At 50.2% G+C, this 15,064-nt stretch carries 16 protein-coding genes; 8 read left to right on the top strand and 8 right to left on the bottom strand.

The window, feature by feature from the left end; translation table 11 throughout:
- Window positions 1–13: 13 nt before the first annotated feature.
- Window positions 14–913, top strand: coding sequence for a tagatose-bisphosphate aldolase (locus tag I2D83_RS10590; RefSeq protein WP_043881758.1), 900 nt, complete (start codon window positions 14–16; stop codon window positions 911–913).
- A 240-nt stretch (window positions 914–1,153) separates the two neighbouring features.
- Window positions 1,154–2,695: a SpoVR family protein gene (locus I2D83_RS10585; RefSeq protein WP_181828480.1), complete on the top strand. Its 1,542-nt coding sequence runs from the start codon at window positions 1,154–1,156 to the stop codon at window positions 2,693–2,695.
- Between the two features lie 101 nt (window positions 2,696–2,796).
- On the opposite strand, the gene fadR is transcribed toward I2D83_RS10585, so the two are convergent.
- Window positions 2,797–3,516, bottom strand: a complete 720-nt coding sequence (gene fadR / locus I2D83_RS10580; RefSeq protein WP_015840182.1) for a fatty acid metabolism transcriptional regulator FadR — start codon at window positions 3,514–3,516, stop codon at window positions 2,797–2,799.
- Between the two features lie 231 nt (window positions 3,517–3,747).
- Here fadR and nhaB point away from each other — a divergent pair, with 231 nt between their 5' ends.
- Window positions 3,748–5,328 (top strand): sodium/proton antiporter NhaB, encoded by a 1,581-nt coding sequence (gene nhaB / locus I2D83_RS10575; RefSeq protein WP_205948065.1) that lies wholly within the window; start codon window positions 3,748–3,750, stop codon window positions 5,326–5,328.
- 195 nt (window positions 5,329–5,523) lie between these two features.
- The gene (gene dsbB / locus I2D83_RS10570; RefSeq protein ID WP_015840180.1) at window positions 5,524–6,054 is read left to right on the top strand and encodes a disulfide bond formation protein DsbB; all 531 of its coding nucleotides are present in this window, start codon (window positions 5,524–5,526) and stop codon (window positions 6,052–6,054) included.
- A 91-nt stretch (window positions 6,055–6,145) separates the two neighbouring features.
- On the opposite strand, the gene I2D83_RS10565 is transcribed toward dsbB, so the two are convergent.
- Window positions 6,146–6,343 (bottom strand): DNA polymerase III subunit theta, encoded by a 198-nt coding sequence (locus I2D83_RS10565; protein ID WP_010275471.1) that lies wholly within the window; start codon window positions 6,341–6,343, stop codon window positions 6,146–6,148.
- A gap of 316 nt (window positions 6,344–6,659) precedes the next feature.
- Between I2D83_RS10565 and mgtS the strand changes: the two genes are divergently transcribed.
- A complete protein-coding gene (gene mgtS / locus I2D83_RS10560) occupies window positions 6,660–6,755 on the top strand; it encodes a protein MgtS (RefSeq protein ID WP_015840179.1) in 96 nt (31 codons plus the stop codon).
- Window positions 6,756–6,889: 134 nt separating this feature from the next.
- Here the strand turns inward: mgtS and I2D83_RS10555 are convergent, their stop codons facing one another.
- The 3 genes from I2D83_RS10555 to I2D83_RS10545 form a co-directional block, all read right to left on the bottom strand.
- The gene (locus I2D83_RS10555) at window positions 6,890–7,336 is read right to left on the bottom strand and encodes a YcgN family cysteine cluster protein (protein WP_015840178.1); all 447 of its coding nucleotides are present in this window, start codon (window positions 7,334–7,336) and stop codon (window positions 6,890–6,892) included.
- Window positions 7,337–7,452: 116 nt separating this feature from the next.
- Window positions 7,453–8,109, bottom strand: a complete 657-nt coding sequence (locus I2D83_RS10550; protein ID WP_015840177.1) for a fumarylacetoacetate hydrolase family protein — start codon at window positions 8,107–8,109, stop codon at window positions 7,453–7,455.
- Between the two features lie 594 nt (window positions 8,110–8,703).
- Entirely contained in the window at window positions 8,704–8,961 is a 258-nt protein-coding gene (locus tag I2D83_RS10545; RefSeq protein ID WP_015840176.1) for a YcgL domain-containing protein, read from the bottom strand.
- A gap of 136 nt (window positions 8,962–9,097) precedes the next feature.
- Here I2D83_RS10545 and minC point away from each other — a divergent pair, with 136 nt between their 5' ends.
- Genes minC through minE form a run of 3 tightly spaced genes read left to right on the top strand, consistent with a single transcriptional unit; the run spans window position 9,098 to window position 10,890 of the window.
- Complete coding sequence (gene minC / locus I2D83_RS10540; protein WP_010275486.1) at window positions 9,098–9,784, top strand: septum site-determining protein MinC; 687 nt, start codon at window positions 9,098–9,100, stop codon at window positions 9,782–9,784.
- Window positions 9,785–9,804: 20 nt separating this feature from the next.
- Window positions 9,805–10,617: a septum site-determining protein MinD gene (gene minD / locus I2D83_RS10535; RefSeq protein WP_015840175.1), complete on the top strand. Its 813-nt coding sequence runs from the start codon at window positions 9,805–9,807 to the stop codon at window positions 10,615–10,617.
- A 3-nt stretch (window positions 10,618–10,620) separates the two neighbouring features.
- Entirely contained in the window at window positions 10,621–10,890 is a 270-nt protein-coding gene (minE, locus tag I2D83_RS10530; RefSeq protein WP_015840174.1) for a cell division topological specificity factor MinE, read from the top strand.
- 220 nt (window positions 10,891–11,110) lie between these two features.
- Here minE and rnd read toward each other — a convergent pair whose 3' ends face one another.
- From rnd to I2D83_RS10515, 3 genes are all read right to left on the bottom strand, one after another.
- Window positions 11,111–12,235 (bottom strand): ribonuclease D, encoded by a 1,125-nt coding sequence (gene rnd, locus I2D83_RS10525; RefSeq protein ID WP_205948064.1) that lies wholly within the window; start codon window positions 12,233–12,235, stop codon window positions 11,111–11,113.
- A gap of 210 nt (window positions 12,236–12,445) precedes the next feature.
- On the bottom strand, window positions 12,446–14,131 hold the full coding sequence (fadD, locus tag I2D83_RS10520; protein WP_155116470.1) for a long-chain-fatty-acid--CoA ligase FadD: 1,686 nt from the start codon (window positions 14,129–14,131) through the stop codon (window positions 12,446–12,448).
- 201 nt (window positions 14,132–14,332) lie between these two features.
- Window positions 14,333–14,977, bottom strand: coding sequence for a Slp family lipoprotein (locus I2D83_RS10515; RefSeq protein WP_228483918.1), 645 nt, complete (start codon window positions 14,975–14,977; stop codon window positions 14,333–14,335).
- Window positions 14,978–15,064: the final 87 nt, after the last annotated feature.

The following is a 15,064-nucleotide window of genomic DNA, read 5'->3' as shown; positions in this document are numbered from 1 at the left end:
GAGGATAATTATGATGAACACCATGACCACGGCTGAATACCGGGGATATCAATTAATTTGTGATGCAACGGGCTCAATGATGGTTATTGCCTGCGATCAACGTGGCGGGATGCGAACATTATTAGCATCGACCCCTGAAGCACAGGCGGCCATTACTAATGAAACATTAGGAAAAACAAAATATGACATCACACGTTATCTGGCGGCAGAGGCAGGATGCGTGCTGGTTGATCCTATTTGCGCCATACCCGGTCTGATCGATGAAAACATCTTGCCTCGTGATACCGGTCTGCTCATCGGGCTTGATGCGTCAGGCTGGGAAACGACGCCAGAAGGGTATCGGATCTCCACGCTGGTTGAGGGCGTCACGGCGCGTAAAGTACGTGAATGGGGAGCGACAGGGGGGAAAATTATGATCTACCTGCGTCCAGATAGACCGGATGCCAATACCCGTAACCTTGAAACACTCCGTACCGTGATACAGGATTTTGCGCAGGAAGATTTACTGCTCGTCGTCGAATTTCTGACCTACTCTCTGGAAAATGAATCTCGCGACACCTACACGCGTCTCCTGCCCGAACTCATTCCAGCAGGCTGTCAGGCCTGTATCGAGGCCGGCGCAAAGGTTTTAAAAATTCCTTATCCTGGATCTGATGAAGCCTGCGCGCACGTTACCGCGCTCTGCGGTAACATCCCCTGGGCAGTCCTCTCTGCGGGTGTCGATCACGCAACGTTTCTCCCTCAGGTAGAAAGCGCGTTGAAAAATGGCGCATCTGGCGTCATTGCCGGACGTTCACTCTGGAAAGACTGTATATCCCTCGAACGTGCAATTTCAAAAGAGAAACTGTCTACCGTCGCCGTCTCGCGACTCAGGGATATTCAGGCACTCCTAAAACGCTATCAACGCCCCTAATCCGGCCTGCATTTTTTGCGCTCTCTCAGGAGAGCGCACTTCCCTTTTCTCCCGTACATACGCGTGCATTTTTTACCCTACCGACAACCTCTTACCATCACACACGTTCGATTCCTCAATTGCCGCGCCACCAAAGCTCAGCTATAACTAAATGAACAACGATGGTTTTTTTGGCTGGGCCAACCGGAAGGCAGTAAACGGAATCTCACGTACAGGTTTGCTATATTAGGGGGCGCGCTGATGGCTATATCCACGGATAATCAGGTAAAAAAAACACTTCGCCTGAGTGATGGACCGGACTGGACGTTTGAGTTATTGCAGGTTTACCTTGATGAAATTGATCGGGTGGCCAAGTTGTATCGTCTGTCGACCTATCCTCATCAGATCGAAGTCATCACCTCAGAACAAATGATGGACGCCTATTCCAGTATAGGAATGCCGATCAACTATGCCCACTGGTCGTTCGGGAAGAAATTTATCGAAACCGAACAACGCTACAAACACGGACAGCAGGGGCTGGCGTATGAGATCGTCATCAACTCCGATCCCTGTATCGCGTATTTGATGGAAGAGAACACACTGCCGATGCAGGCGCTCGTCATGGCGCATGCCTGCTACGGACACAACTCGTTCTTCAAAGGCAACTACCTGTTCCGCAGTTGGACCGATGCCAGCTCCATTGTCGATTATCTGCTGTTTGCCCGACAATATATCGCGCAATGCGAAGAGCGTTATGGCGTGGACGAAGTGGAACGCCTGTTAGATTCCTGCCATGCGCTCATGAATTACGGCGTTGATCGCTACAAGCGCCCACAAAAAATTTCGCTTGAAGAGGAAAAGTCGCGCCAGAAAAGCCGTGAAGCCTACCTGCAAAGCCAGGTTAACGATCTCTGGAAGACATTACCGCGACGTGAACAAGGTGCCGCACCGGAGCAAGCGAGACGCTTTCCACAAGAGCCGCAGGAAAACCTGCTCTATTTTATGGAGAAGAACGCGCCGCTGCTGGAGCCCTGGCAGCGTGAGGTTCTGCGTATCGTGCGGAAAGTCAGTCAGTATTTTTATCCGCAAAAGCAGACGCAGGTAATGAATGAAGGCTGGGCTACGTTCTGGCACTACACCATTCTGAACCATCTCTATGATGAAGGCCGGGTCACTGAGCGCTTCATGATGGAATTCCTGCACAGCCATACTAATGTGATCTATCAACCGCCGTATAACAGCCCGTATTACAGCGGAATCAACCCCTATGCGCTGGGCTTCGCGATGTTTCAGGATATCAAGCGCATTTGTCAGTCGCCGACGGACGAAGACCGTTACTGGTTCCCCGATATTGCCGGTAAAGACTGGCTTGATACGCTGCATTTTGCGATGCAGAACTTCAAGGACGAGAGTTTCATCAGCCAGTTCCTGTCGCCTAAGCTGATGCGTGATTTCCGGCTATTTACGGTGCTGGACGACGATCGAAACAACTATCTGGAAATCGCGGCGATTCACGACGAAGAAGGCTATCGCCTGATCCGGCAGGAGCTTTCCGCACAGTACAACCTGAGCCATCTGGAGCCGAATATTCAGGTCTGGAATGTGGATTTGCGCGGCAATCGGGCGCTAACGCTGCGCTATGTTCCGCATAATCGCGCCCCGCTGGATAAAAGCAGCCAGGAAGTGTTGAAGCACGTCCACCGCCTGTGGGGCTTTGACGTCTATCTGGAACAGGCTAACGCAGATGGCAGCGTTGAGCTGCTTGAACGCTGCCCGCCGCGTAACGGAACAGCATCCACATAGCGGAACACGGCTACACAGCCAAAGACAAAGGGGATTCAGGTTGTTACCTGAATCCCCTTTTCACATGTTCCGTTTAACAATGCAGCGACGCGGTATAAACCTTAGCGGCGAACTTCCGCGATATCCCGTGGGATAGCGCTCTGCATACTGTGCCAGATCGCTCCGCTTTCTTTACCGTAATGTCTGACGACATCCATTACCTGATCGTACAGCTCTTCACTGCGCAATGCTTCCAACCGACCGTAAAAATTCACCGCCAGCTTGCGGGCTTCCGGGTTGGAAAAATAGTAGCGCCCTACGCGAATATATAACCCCTTCAAACCGTTCAGGATCAGGCCATAAATCGGATTGCCGGAAGCAAAAGCCAGACCGCGGAACACGTTGTAATCCAGTTGAGCAAAGGCTTCAGCGCTATCGTCTACCGCGTTTGCCTGAGTCAACACGTCACGCACCTTTTCCGGGTTATGCCGTAACGCCGTCCGAATAAAGATGGCGGCGATGTTGGTTCGCACGGCCAGCAGGTTATCGATCAGCTGCGGCACGCTATCGTGATCGAGCCGTGCCAGCGTTTCCAGGATATTGAGCCCGGAAGTTTCCCAAAAATTGTTAATTTTTGTTGGCTTCCCGTGCTGTATCGTTAGCCAACCATCGCGAGCCAGGCGCTGAAGCACTTCGCGCAGGGTAGTACGGGTCACGCCGATCAGTTCGGAAAGTTCTCTTTCCGCGGGCAAAATAGAGCCAGGAGGAAAACGGTTATTCCATATACTTTCGATAATGTATTCTTCCGCGAATCCAGCCGGACTTTGCGCCTTTATAACCATGTGTTTAATAATCCGTAGCGGTGATTGCTGAAAAAAAGCTGAACCATGATACCAGACGAAAGAATCATGATATAGCGCCGCACTCAGGCACCGAACCATTTCAATGAAAAATTGTGACTGCAAACCGCCCTCTCGCCGCATAGAACGCTAGACTTCTGACCGTTTGTAAAGTTTTTACTATATGATAAGAGCCATCAAACTATTCTAACGAATAAGGATTTCTCTCCCATTATGATCGGCATGCCCCTCCACCGCGCGCTGTTAAAAAATTTCCTGGGATACGCGCCAGACTGGTACAAACTGACTATTTTTTGCTTCTTGCTGGTTAATCCGCTGCTGTTCTATTTTGTCAGCCCATTTTGGGCAGGTTGGTTATTAGTCGTGGAGTTTATTTTTACGCTAGGCATGGCGTTGAAATGTTACCCGCTACAACCCGGTGGGCTGCTGGCACTACAGGCCATTCTCATCGGTATGACCAGCCCGCAGCAGGTGTGGCATGAGGTTACGGGGAATATTGAAGTTCTCATGCTGCTGGTGTTTATGGTGGCAGGCATCTATTTCATGAAGCAACTGCTGCTCTTTGTCTTTACTAAACTGCTGCTGCGCATTCATTCCAAGGCACTGTTATCTCTCGCCTTCTGCGGTGCCGCCGCTTTCCTTTCCGCATTCCTTGATGCTCTGACCGTGATCGCCGTCGTTATCAGCGTCGCTATCGGATTTTATGGTATTTACCACCGTTTCGCGTCCCAACAGGGTGGGAACGAAGCGGATATCAGCGATGATAGCGCGCTAAGCAGCGAGGAACATCGTCATACGCTGGAACAGTTCCGGGCATTCCTGCGCAGCCTGCTCATGCATGCTGGCGTAGGTACTGCACTGGGCGGCGTGATGACGATGGTTGGTGAACCTCAGAATTTGATCATCGCGAAAAGCGCTGGCTGGGATTTCGTCAGCTTCTTCCTGCATATGTCACCCGTGACCGTTCCCGTCTTTATTTGCGGGATTCTAACCTGCGTGCTGGTTGAGCGTTTTAAAGTCTTCGGCTATGGCGTAAGTCTGCCGGACAACGTGCGACGCGTGCTTGAGGATTACGATCGGGACATGACAGAAAAACGCACGCCGCAGGATAAAGTGCGCTTGCTCGTACAGGCGGTGATTGGCATTTGGCTTATTGTCGCGCTGGCGTTTCATCTGGCTGAGGTCGGATTGATTGGCCTTTCCGTGATTATTATGGCCACGACATTCTGCGGCGTGACCGAAGAGCATGCCATCGGTAAAGCATTTCAGGATGCCATGCCGTTTACCGCGCTGCTGACGGTTTTCTTTGCCATTGTCGCCGTCATTATCGATCAACAGCTGTTTTCACCGATTATCCATTACGTCCTGCAATCGTCTGAGAGTGCACAACTGACGCAGTTTTATCTGTTTAATGGCCTGCTCTCATCGATATCGGATAACGTCTTTGTTGGTTCGGTTTATATCAACGAAGCACGCAACGCCTTTGAAAACGGCAAAATCTCGTTACCCCAGTTTGAGTTGCTCGCTGTGGCGATCAATACCGGCACCAACCTGCCCTCTGTCGCCACGCCGAATGGGCAAGCGGCGTTTCTGTTTCTGCTGACATCTTCGCTGGCTCCGCTTATCCGCCTGTCTTACGGACGTATGGTGATCATGGCGCTGCCTTACACCATTGTGATGACACTGGTCGGGTTACTTTGCGTTGAGTTCACGCTAGTGCCGTTTACTGACTTTTTGATGAATAATCACTGGATTTCTTTGCCAAATTTGACCCTATCAGGCAGTCACTCATAATCACGATCGTGTATAGTAATCACGGTGGCGACAATTTCCGTCTTGATGATGTTATCAATACGATTTTCGCCGCCGTAAAATGACAGAAAAAGCATCAAATAAACATATCGTTACGTTTTGCACAGTGAAATGATGGCAGTGAAGCCAGAACGGTTTACACTGCTGCTTTAATCATGTTTAGCATGGAATATTTTTATGTTACGATTTCTTAATCGTTGCTCACGCGGACGTGGTGCGTGGCTGCTGCTGGCGTTTACTGCTTTAGCATTGGAATTGACTGCGCTCTATTTTCAGCATGTTATGTTATTAAAACCTTGCGTGCTGTGTATTTATCAGCGTTGCGCGCTGTGGGGCGTGTTCGCCGCGGGTATTGTTGGTGCCATCGCACCATCAACGGCGTTGCGTTACCCGGCCATCGCGTTATGGATATACAGTTCTTACGAAGGCGTTCGACTGGCCTGGAAACACACGGATATTTTGTTAAATCCGTCGCCATTTACCACCTGTGATTTCTTTGTCAGCTTCCCATCATGGTTGCCTTTAGACAAATGGCTCCCGGCCATTTTCAATGCGACAGGGGATTGCTCAGTGCGTCAGTGGGAATTCCTCTCTCTGGAAATGCCGCAATGGCTGCTTGGCATCTTTGTCGCCTATCTGGTGGTTGCCGTGCTGGTATTGATCGCTCAGCCTTTCCGTCCCAAACGCCGCGACCTCTTCAGCCGTTAATCCATAATCTGTTAGGCATAAACCGAAAAGCCCGACACTGTTGTCGGGCTTCTGGTAACTGTTTCTACGCCTCACAGGCTTGCTACGACGCTCACTGTTGTGGTCTGTAGATATCGCGATAATGGCCTAATCGCTCGTTGAAGAAAGGCCTTTTTTCCTGCGGGATTCTTCGTGATATTTCATCTGCGTCGATCTTTTTTTCCTGACTTTCCATGAAAGCAATCGTGGAGGCAGCAAAGTCGGTGTACTGCTCGCTGTACTCAAGAATGATTTTCTCAAAGTTAATCACATGCTCTCCCCCTCTGCTGGTTATGCTGCTCTAAAATTATACAACACGTCACGATTTATGCCGGAGGTGACAGCATGATTCGCACAAGGAAAAAGAAAAATGTGAAGTGGCAGGCAAAACGCAAATAAGCGTTCCGATTCCAGCAGTGAAGTACGGCGTTTTCTAACTCAACGATAGGTAAACCATCGCCCTCTTTCTGAGCGTTTTTTCTTCATTAACCTGCGCCTCAAGCCTATAGTGCCTATCGCAGGTCAACGATGACTTCCCACCCTATGAGGTATTTCTATCGCAATTAATTTATTCAGGAGAAACAACCATGTTAGACAATATCAATGTTTTCATCGCCGTATTGGGCGGCATTCTTTTTCTCAGCTTCCTGGCGGCGTACTTAAGCCCCAAATGGGATGATTAATGAACACTGACGCTCCCCCCGATAAAAAGCCCCTCTTCTGAGTCATTCAGATTGAGGGGCTTCTTGTTTTAACCAGTAACCAGCTTTAACCGGGAAATCGTTTCAATCAGGCAACCGACCACGCCAAACCATCACTATCTCGCCCATTCAGGTTTGTTCAGTATATGATCCTGCCAGTCCACCACTTCAGTCTCACGTACAGCGATATGGCGCACGGAGATACGCTCGCGGTGCATGGCTGTCTTGGTGCCGCAGACCAGCGGATGCCACTGCGGTAAATCTTCACGTTCATGAATCAGACGATACGCACAGGTCGCCGGTAGCCAGTTAAACGTCAGCAGGTTTTCTCGCGTCAGCTTGATGCAATCGGGTTCGTACTCGAAGCGTTTCTCATAGTTACGGCACTGACAGCTTTTAATATTCAGTTGATTACAGGCGACGTTGGTAAAGTAGATCTCCTCCGTATCCTCATCAATCAGTTTATGCAAACAGCACTGACCGCAGCCATCGCACAGCGATTCCCATTCATCGTCAGACATCTCAGACAACGTTTTTTGCTGCCAAAAAGGGCGTTCAGTCATGTTTCTTCCAGTTAACTTATGTTGCGTTGTGAATATTGTAAACAAAGATGCGTGATTCTGGCAGGCACGGCGGGGAGGTTTTGCTGCCCGTCGTTCAACACGGGCAGCCAGAGGCGTTAGATAATACGCGTGCTCAACGTCCGGTCATTCACCGTAATCGTCAGCATATCGCCAGACAGGATCGGACCGACCCCTTTTGGCGTACCCGTCAAAATAATATCGCCCGCGCGCAGCGTAAAGAAACGGCTCATGTAGGCAATCAGCGGCAGAATCGGCGTAATCATATCACGCGTGTTGCCCTGCTGGCGCACTTCATCATTCACTTTTACACCCAATTCGGTTTGCTGCGGATCGCCAAACTCGGCCACCGGAATAAAACCGGAGATCGGGCAGGAACCGTCAAATGCTTTGGCTTTTTCCCACGGCTGTCCCGCTTTTTTGAATTCGGACTGCAAATCACGCAGCGTCAGATCCAGCGCCACACCATAACCCGCAATCGCCCGGGCGACGCGCTCTTCATTCGCCTGCTTTAACGGCGTACCGATCAGCACGGCCAGCTCGACTTCATGGTGAACCGAACCCAGATTTTTAGGAATGGCAACGGGCTGGCGTAAATCACACAGTGCGGTTTCAGGCTTGATGAATAACACGGGTTCACCCGGAGTCGCACTGCCCATTTCCTTGATATGTTCTGAGTAGTTGCTTCCGACGCAAACGACTTTATTTACTGGGAAATCAAGCAACGCGCCCTGCCAGTCTCTGTGTTGGTACATGGGTATTCTCCTGCCCTGTCTGTTGGATTACTCGCTGCCTTCGTGGTGCAGAATCTGCCCAAAAAGAAAACAGCTATACCTGTCATACTTCAAGCTGCATGTGCGTTGGCTACGCTACTCGGCCCATTGGGGCCGCTGCAAGCAGCGTTCAAACCTACCTCTGGCAGATTTGTCAGTCACCCGAATCACTTACTTGTGTAAGCTCATCGGGATGAAATGAGAGACGTCCTGTCTCTCACCGAAGGCCAGCCGTTGGCTGGTCAAATTCGTTCCCGACGAATTTGTCCTTCGCTTGCCGTCTTCCTGCAACCCGAATTATTTAGGGTGTTATAAGAACACGATGGTGCAAAACCATCGTTATATCATCGCAACAGGGGTTCACCCAACAGATTTCAGGAGAACAAGGCGGGCGTTCGTGTGGTCTGGAGAGACGTCATAACCCATCAAGAAGGGAAACAATTAAATTGTGGCGGAGTAAAACCAGAAAAATGAATATTTATCGCGCGGAATATCATGTCAATGGCTAAGATATTCCACGCCAAATTATGTTTGCGGCTTTATCTGAAAATACGCCTTGGTATTATTTTTTTACACTTACACCGGCGTGTTTAATAAGTTCTCGACCGGAGGTGGAACTTGCAGATAAAAGCCCTGTTCCTGTAGCGCAAGTTTCACTTTTTCTATATCAGCATTCGCCAGTTTTTTACGCTCATCCAACGGTAAGACCATGGCTAACTGCGGCGTGCCAAAACTTTTCATTAATTCTTCCGGCACGCGTGAGAAATCGTCTTTTTTTTCAACATAAAGATAGGTCTGATCGCGTTTAGCGCTTCGATAGATCACACAAAACATTTTTTTTACTCTATTTGATGGGAATGCCATCTTGCCTGTATATAATTGTGACTATAACATGCTTACAGCGCTCTGGAATATCATGCCTTAAATGTTACTCTAGGGATTAAAAGATGCTGAAACTGAGTCAGGATAGATGTCACAAACGCCAATAGAGTTAAAAGGCAGCAGCTTTACCTTATCGGTTGTTCATTTGCATGATTCCCAACCCGAGGTAATTTACCAGGCACTACAGGAAAAAATAGAGCAAGCGCCTGCTTTCCTGAAAAATGCCCCCGTTGTCATTAACGTTGCCGCATTAACTGCGGAGACTGACTGGATAAAATTACAGCAGGCCATTTCATCAACCGGTCTGCATGTCGTTGGCGTCAGTGGATGCACCGACGATGCATTAAAGAAAACCATTGCGCAGGCGGGACTTCCCCTTCTGAGCGAAGGTAAAGCACAACGCCGGGTAGTCGAACCCGTCGCCGCCGTTCCTGCCGCGGTGAAAACGAAAGTCATCAACACCCCCGTTCGCTCCGGCCAACAGATTTACGCCCGGAACTGTGACTTGATTGTCACAAGTAGCGTCAGCGCGGGGGCTGAGGTGATTGCCGACGGCAATATTCATATTTACGGCATGATGCGCGGTCGAGCCCTCGCAGGCGTTTCTGGCGATGTTCAGAGCCAGATATTCTGTACGCATCTGGCCGCAGAACTGGTCTCTATCGCTGGCCGTTACTGGCTGAGCGACCAGATTCCTGAACCGTATTTTGGGCAGCCAGCGCGGATCAACCTGAACCAGCTGGACAATGTTTTAACGATAAAACCTCTAGACTAGAATCTCCCAAGGAAACATTTATGGCACGCATCATTGTTGTTACATCGGGTAAAGGGGGCGTTGGCAAGACCACATCAAGCGCGGCCATTGCTACCGGTTTAGCCCAGAAAGGAAAAAAGACGGTTGTCATCGATTTTGACATTGGTCTGCGTAACCTCGACCTGATCATGGGATGTGAGCGTCGCGTGGTGTATGACTTCGTGAACGTTATTCAGGGTGATGCCACGCTGAATCAGGCGTTAATCAAAGATAAGAGAACGGACAACCTCTACATTCTGCCTGCCTCACAAACGCGTGATAAAGATGCGTTAACGCATGAAGGCGTGGAGAAAGTGCTCAACGATCTGGGCGACATGGAGTTCGATTTTATCGTGTGTGATTCCCCTGCCGGGATTGAAACGGGTGCGTTGATGGCGCTCTATTTCGCCGACGAAGCGATTATCACCACCAACCCAGAAGTCTCTTCCGTTCGCGACTCCGACCGTATTTTGGGCATTCTGTCCTCGAAATCACGCCGTGCTGAACGTTCTGAAGATCCGATCAAAGAGCACCTGCTGTTGACACGCTATAACCCAGGCCGGGTGAGCCGTGGCGACATGCTGAGTATGGAAGACGTGCTTGAGATTCTGCGGATTCCGCTGGTTGGCGTGATCCCTGAAGACCAGTCCGTACTCCGCGCCTCTAACCAGGGCGAACCTGTCATTCTGGATGCTGAAGCTGATGCTGGCAAAGCTTACGCGGACACCGTTGAACGTCTGCTTGGCGAAGAGCGTCCTTTCCGTTTTATTGAAGAAGAGAAGAAGGGTTTCCTTAAACGACTTTTTGGGGGATAAATTATGGCTTTACTGGACTTCTTTCTGTCCCGCAAAAAAACGACAGCCAATATCGCCAAGGAACGGCTGCAAATTATTGTCGCGGAGCGACGCCGGGGAGATAGTGAACCCCATTATCTGCCGCAATTAAAGCGGGATATTCTTGAGGTTATCTGTAAATATGTACAGATTGATCCTGAGATGGTGACAGTTCAACTTGAGCAAAAAGGAGATGATATTTCCGTGCTTGAGTTGAACGTGACATTACCGGAAGCGGAAGAAACGCCTAAATGATTTTTCTGCTGTGATATCCCCTGCTTTTACGCAGGGGATAGCTATTCCCGTCATACTTCAAATTACGTGCACTTCATTCCATAATAGACTGTATATTTAGCCAGTCTTTTATTTCTTGTTTTGTTTTTTCGTCGTCTTTTTGTCACCCTATTTGCTGCTTTTTTCATGATGGCATCATCACAGCAAATAAGGCGTATTGATAAGACGTGCTTACCGGTGATTAATAGCCTTGCACAATGTCACGTAGTTCATCGCCATATAACTGACCGCGCCAGCCAGATAACATTTCCGGGGTCCCTGCGTCTTGCCCATTTAATTTCCAGTGCCAGTTCAGCAGACGGTTAATTTGACGACGTGATGCCAATAACTCGGCGGATAATCCACTCTGTTCGCTCACGCGCTGTACCAGCGCTTTGATATCTTTAAACGCTTTTTTATAGCCGGGATAGTCGATCAAATTAATGACCGGTGGCGGGCAATCCGCGTCACTAATACCGTCCGTTTGTGCAACACAGTCCAGCAGCGTTTTCCCGTGGTAGCGAATTTCCGGGCCGCTCAGCCCCAGTGAACTCAGTTCACCCAGCGAAGTTGGCAAACAACGCGCCACCTGCAGCAGGTTCTCTTCACGTACGACAAAATTCACCGCACTGTCTCGCTCACGCGCTTTACGCAAGCGCCACTCAGCCAGACGCTGTAGGCAAGCCAGATGCCGGCCACGCAGTTGCCAGGCATTGCCAAATTCGCGATAGGCGAGCGCCGGTGCCAAAATATCCTGTTTACGCTGACAAAGCAGGAGACATTCGTCCAACGCAGCGTTCATCCACCCTGCGGCTTCCGTATCCGCCACTAACTGCGCGGCCATTGGCAACAGATAGAACACATCGGCGGCCGCGTAATCACACTGTTTTTCGCTCAACGGGCGAGCAAGCCAGTCCGTTCTCGACTCGCTTTTATCCAGCGTCACGCCCATATAGTCCGCCACCAGCGCAGCGAAGCCATAGGAAAGCGGCTTCCCTAAAAATGCGGCCAGAATCTGTGTGTCAATGAACGGCACCGGCAGTGTTCCAAACGCATTGAGAAACACTTCCAGATCTTCGCTGCCCGCATGCAGGAATTTGGTGACCTGGTCATCACGCAGTAACGCCTGAAAAGGAGCCCAGTCGGTAATCGTTAGCGGGTCAATAAGTGAAAGCTGTTCGCCGTCATACAATTGAATCAACCCTAATTGCGGGTAATACGTGCGGGTTCTGACGAACTCCGTGTCCAATGCCACCTGCGGAAAACGTCGCGCCTGGGCGCAAACCTGTTGTAACCCGATGTCGGAAGTGATCAACTGATAATTCAAAACGTCATTCTCTTGGTTGTTTTTACTTTACGGTTCTGGGTCAAATCCGTATCGCCGTAAAAAATTACGGCGGACATTTTTAACGTCGCAATCGACGGCCCATGGGGTGACGGGTATAAGTTCGCCACAAAAAAGAACGCCGGATAAACCGGCGTGAAAACATCATATCGCGTCCTGCCTCTCTCTGGCAGTCGTTTTCATGGAAAATCGTCAGGCGGCAGCGTCTTTCTTCACCTTCTTATCGTCGCGCAATTCGCGGCGTAGGATTTTCCCCACGTTAGATTTCGGCAAATCGTCGCAGAATTCGATCTCTTTCGGCACTTTATAACCGGTAAGATTTCGGCGACAGTGGGTAATGAGTTCCTCTTTCGTTAACGAGTTATCACGCCTGACCACAAAGGCTTTGACTGCTTCACCGGATACCTCATTCGCCACCCCAATCACCGCCGACTCGGACACTTTGGGATGACGGCTGATAACATCTTCAATTTCCGTCGGATAGACGTTAAAGCCGGACACCAGGATCATATCTTTCTTGCGGTCGATGACACGCAGGAACCCTTCATCATCAGAGGTGACAATGTCACCCGTTGCCAGCCAGCCGTCTTTTAACACTTCATCCGTCGCGGCAGGCTGCTGCCAATACCCTAACATCACCTGCGGCCCGCGCACCCACAGCTCGCCAGACTCACCCGGCCCAGCATCGTTGCCGTCATCGTCAATGATTTTGACGTCCGTTGATGACACCGGTAGCCCGATACTGCCGCTGTAATGTTTGAGATCGTAAGGGTTTACGGCCACCAGAGGTGAACTTTCCGTTAACCCATATCCTTCAAGCAGATGTTTACCCGTTAGTTTTTCCCAACGTTCTGCCACCGCTTGCTGCACCGATGCCCCACCGCCGACCGCTAAACGCAGCGTTGAGAAATCCAGCTCGTGGAATTCTTTGTTGTTAAGCAGTGCGTTAAATAACGTATTGACGCCAGTGATAGCCGTAAACGGGTATTGTTTCAGTTCCTTCACAACCGCCGGGATATCGCGGGGGTTAGTGATCAACAGATTCTTCCCGCCCAATTCAAGGAACAAAAGGCCGTTCACCGTGAGCGCGAAAATGTGATAGAGCGGCAACGCCGTGATCACCAGCTCATTCCCTTCTTGCAGAATAGCGCCGTATGCCCCTTTACACTGTTCAAGATTCGCCAGCATATTGCGGTGCGTCAGCATCGCGCCTTTAGCGACGCCCGTGGTGCCGCCGGTATATTGCAGAAATGCCAGATCGGTATTGATAATATCGGGGCGAATATATTGCTGACGCCGTCCTTCCTGCAAAACACGACGGAACGATATCGCATCCGGCAGATGGTATTTAGGCACCAGTCGCTTAATGTACTTCACCACGAAGTTGACCAGCGTGCCTTTTGCCGTGGAGAGCTGATCTCCCATACGGGTCAGGATTACGTGTTTCACCGCCGTGTTATGGACGACTTTTTCCAGCGTATGGGCGAAGTTAGACACGATGACAATCGTGCTGGCCCCGCTGTCTTTTAGCTGATGTTCCAGCTCACGCGGCGTATACAGCGGGTTAACGTTAACCACCACCAGACCCGCGCGCAACACGCCAAACAGCGCAACGGGATATTGCAGCAGGTTGGGCATCATCAGCGCCACACGATCGCCCTTTTGCAATTTAAGCTGGTTTTGCAGATAGGCCGCAAACGCCCGACTCCGCTCTTCCAGCTTGCGAAACGTCATCACTTCCCCCATGTTGACGAATGCAGGTCGGTCGGCATAACGCTTCACGCTAGTTTCGAACATTTCAATCAACGACGAATAGCGATCCGGATCGATTTCCGCCGGCACGTCCGCCGGATAGCGTGATAACCAAATTTTTTCCAAGACGTCACTCCCGAGATATTTTTTTAGTGGCATCGTCGTCGCCCTCAGAGGCTTATTGTTATTAACATTATTTTAACTCAGCCTACCAGTTAGCTAACAAACAATGTTAAGGTTGCGAGAGCGATCACTAATTTATTCTTTATTCAAAAAAAATCAGGCAACCTGCGTCGCCTGATCTCAATAGTCCTACTGAGTAGATTCTTATTCTGTCACGACATTCTCAATCCGTGCTGGACCAGGCCAGCCGCCGTCAAATCCCCATCCGGGTCCCCAACCATAGCCGTAACCTGCACGCCATCCCCACGGGCCATAACCATAGCCGCCGGGTGGCATCATCAGACGCTGCACAACATTCCAGCGTTTGTAGCCTTGCGCGTCGATCACGACGTAGCGATAAGGCTTATCGCCGATAGCGCCCTGTTCGGTGCCGACAATCGGCCCGACAACGGTGACCAGTTGGTCTTTAAAATCAACAGGTTCCAGAAAACGATTCACATAGGCAATAAAACGCCCTTCTGACGGCATATCCAGCAGCGGTTTTGCACCGCTATCCAACGGCATGCTGGCAATCTCCAGGCGCGTTTTATTCGCTTCATTGCGGATGCTAACCACCCGCCCGCCAAAGCGTGACTCCTGACCGACATAAATCTGCGGCGCATTCATCACGCGTACCAGATCGTCCTGCGGCGTTGGAGACGTGCCTTTAATCGCATCCGGTATCGTGACACAGCCTGAAAGCAGCAGCGCTGCCGCCGCAACCAGACAGAGTCGTGCTTTTTTCTGATTCAGATGCAGATTTTTAATTCGCACACTTTTTATCTGTACATGCTTCATTGGTACAAACATGGCACAACCCCCTCTTCAGATATCTGATAGTTAGACTGCTCAGCATCGAATAAGTTGCTGTTTATAGAAGTTATACGCCGCACCAAA

Source organism: Pectobacterium aroidearum (assembly GCF_015689195.1).
GTDB lineage: Bacteria > Pseudomonadota > Gammaproteobacteria > Enterobacterales > Enterobacteriaceae > Pectobacterium > Pectobacterium aroidearum.
The sequence above is the reverse complement of the archived record's forward strand: the minus strand, read 5'-3'. Positions and strand labels throughout refer to the sequence as shown.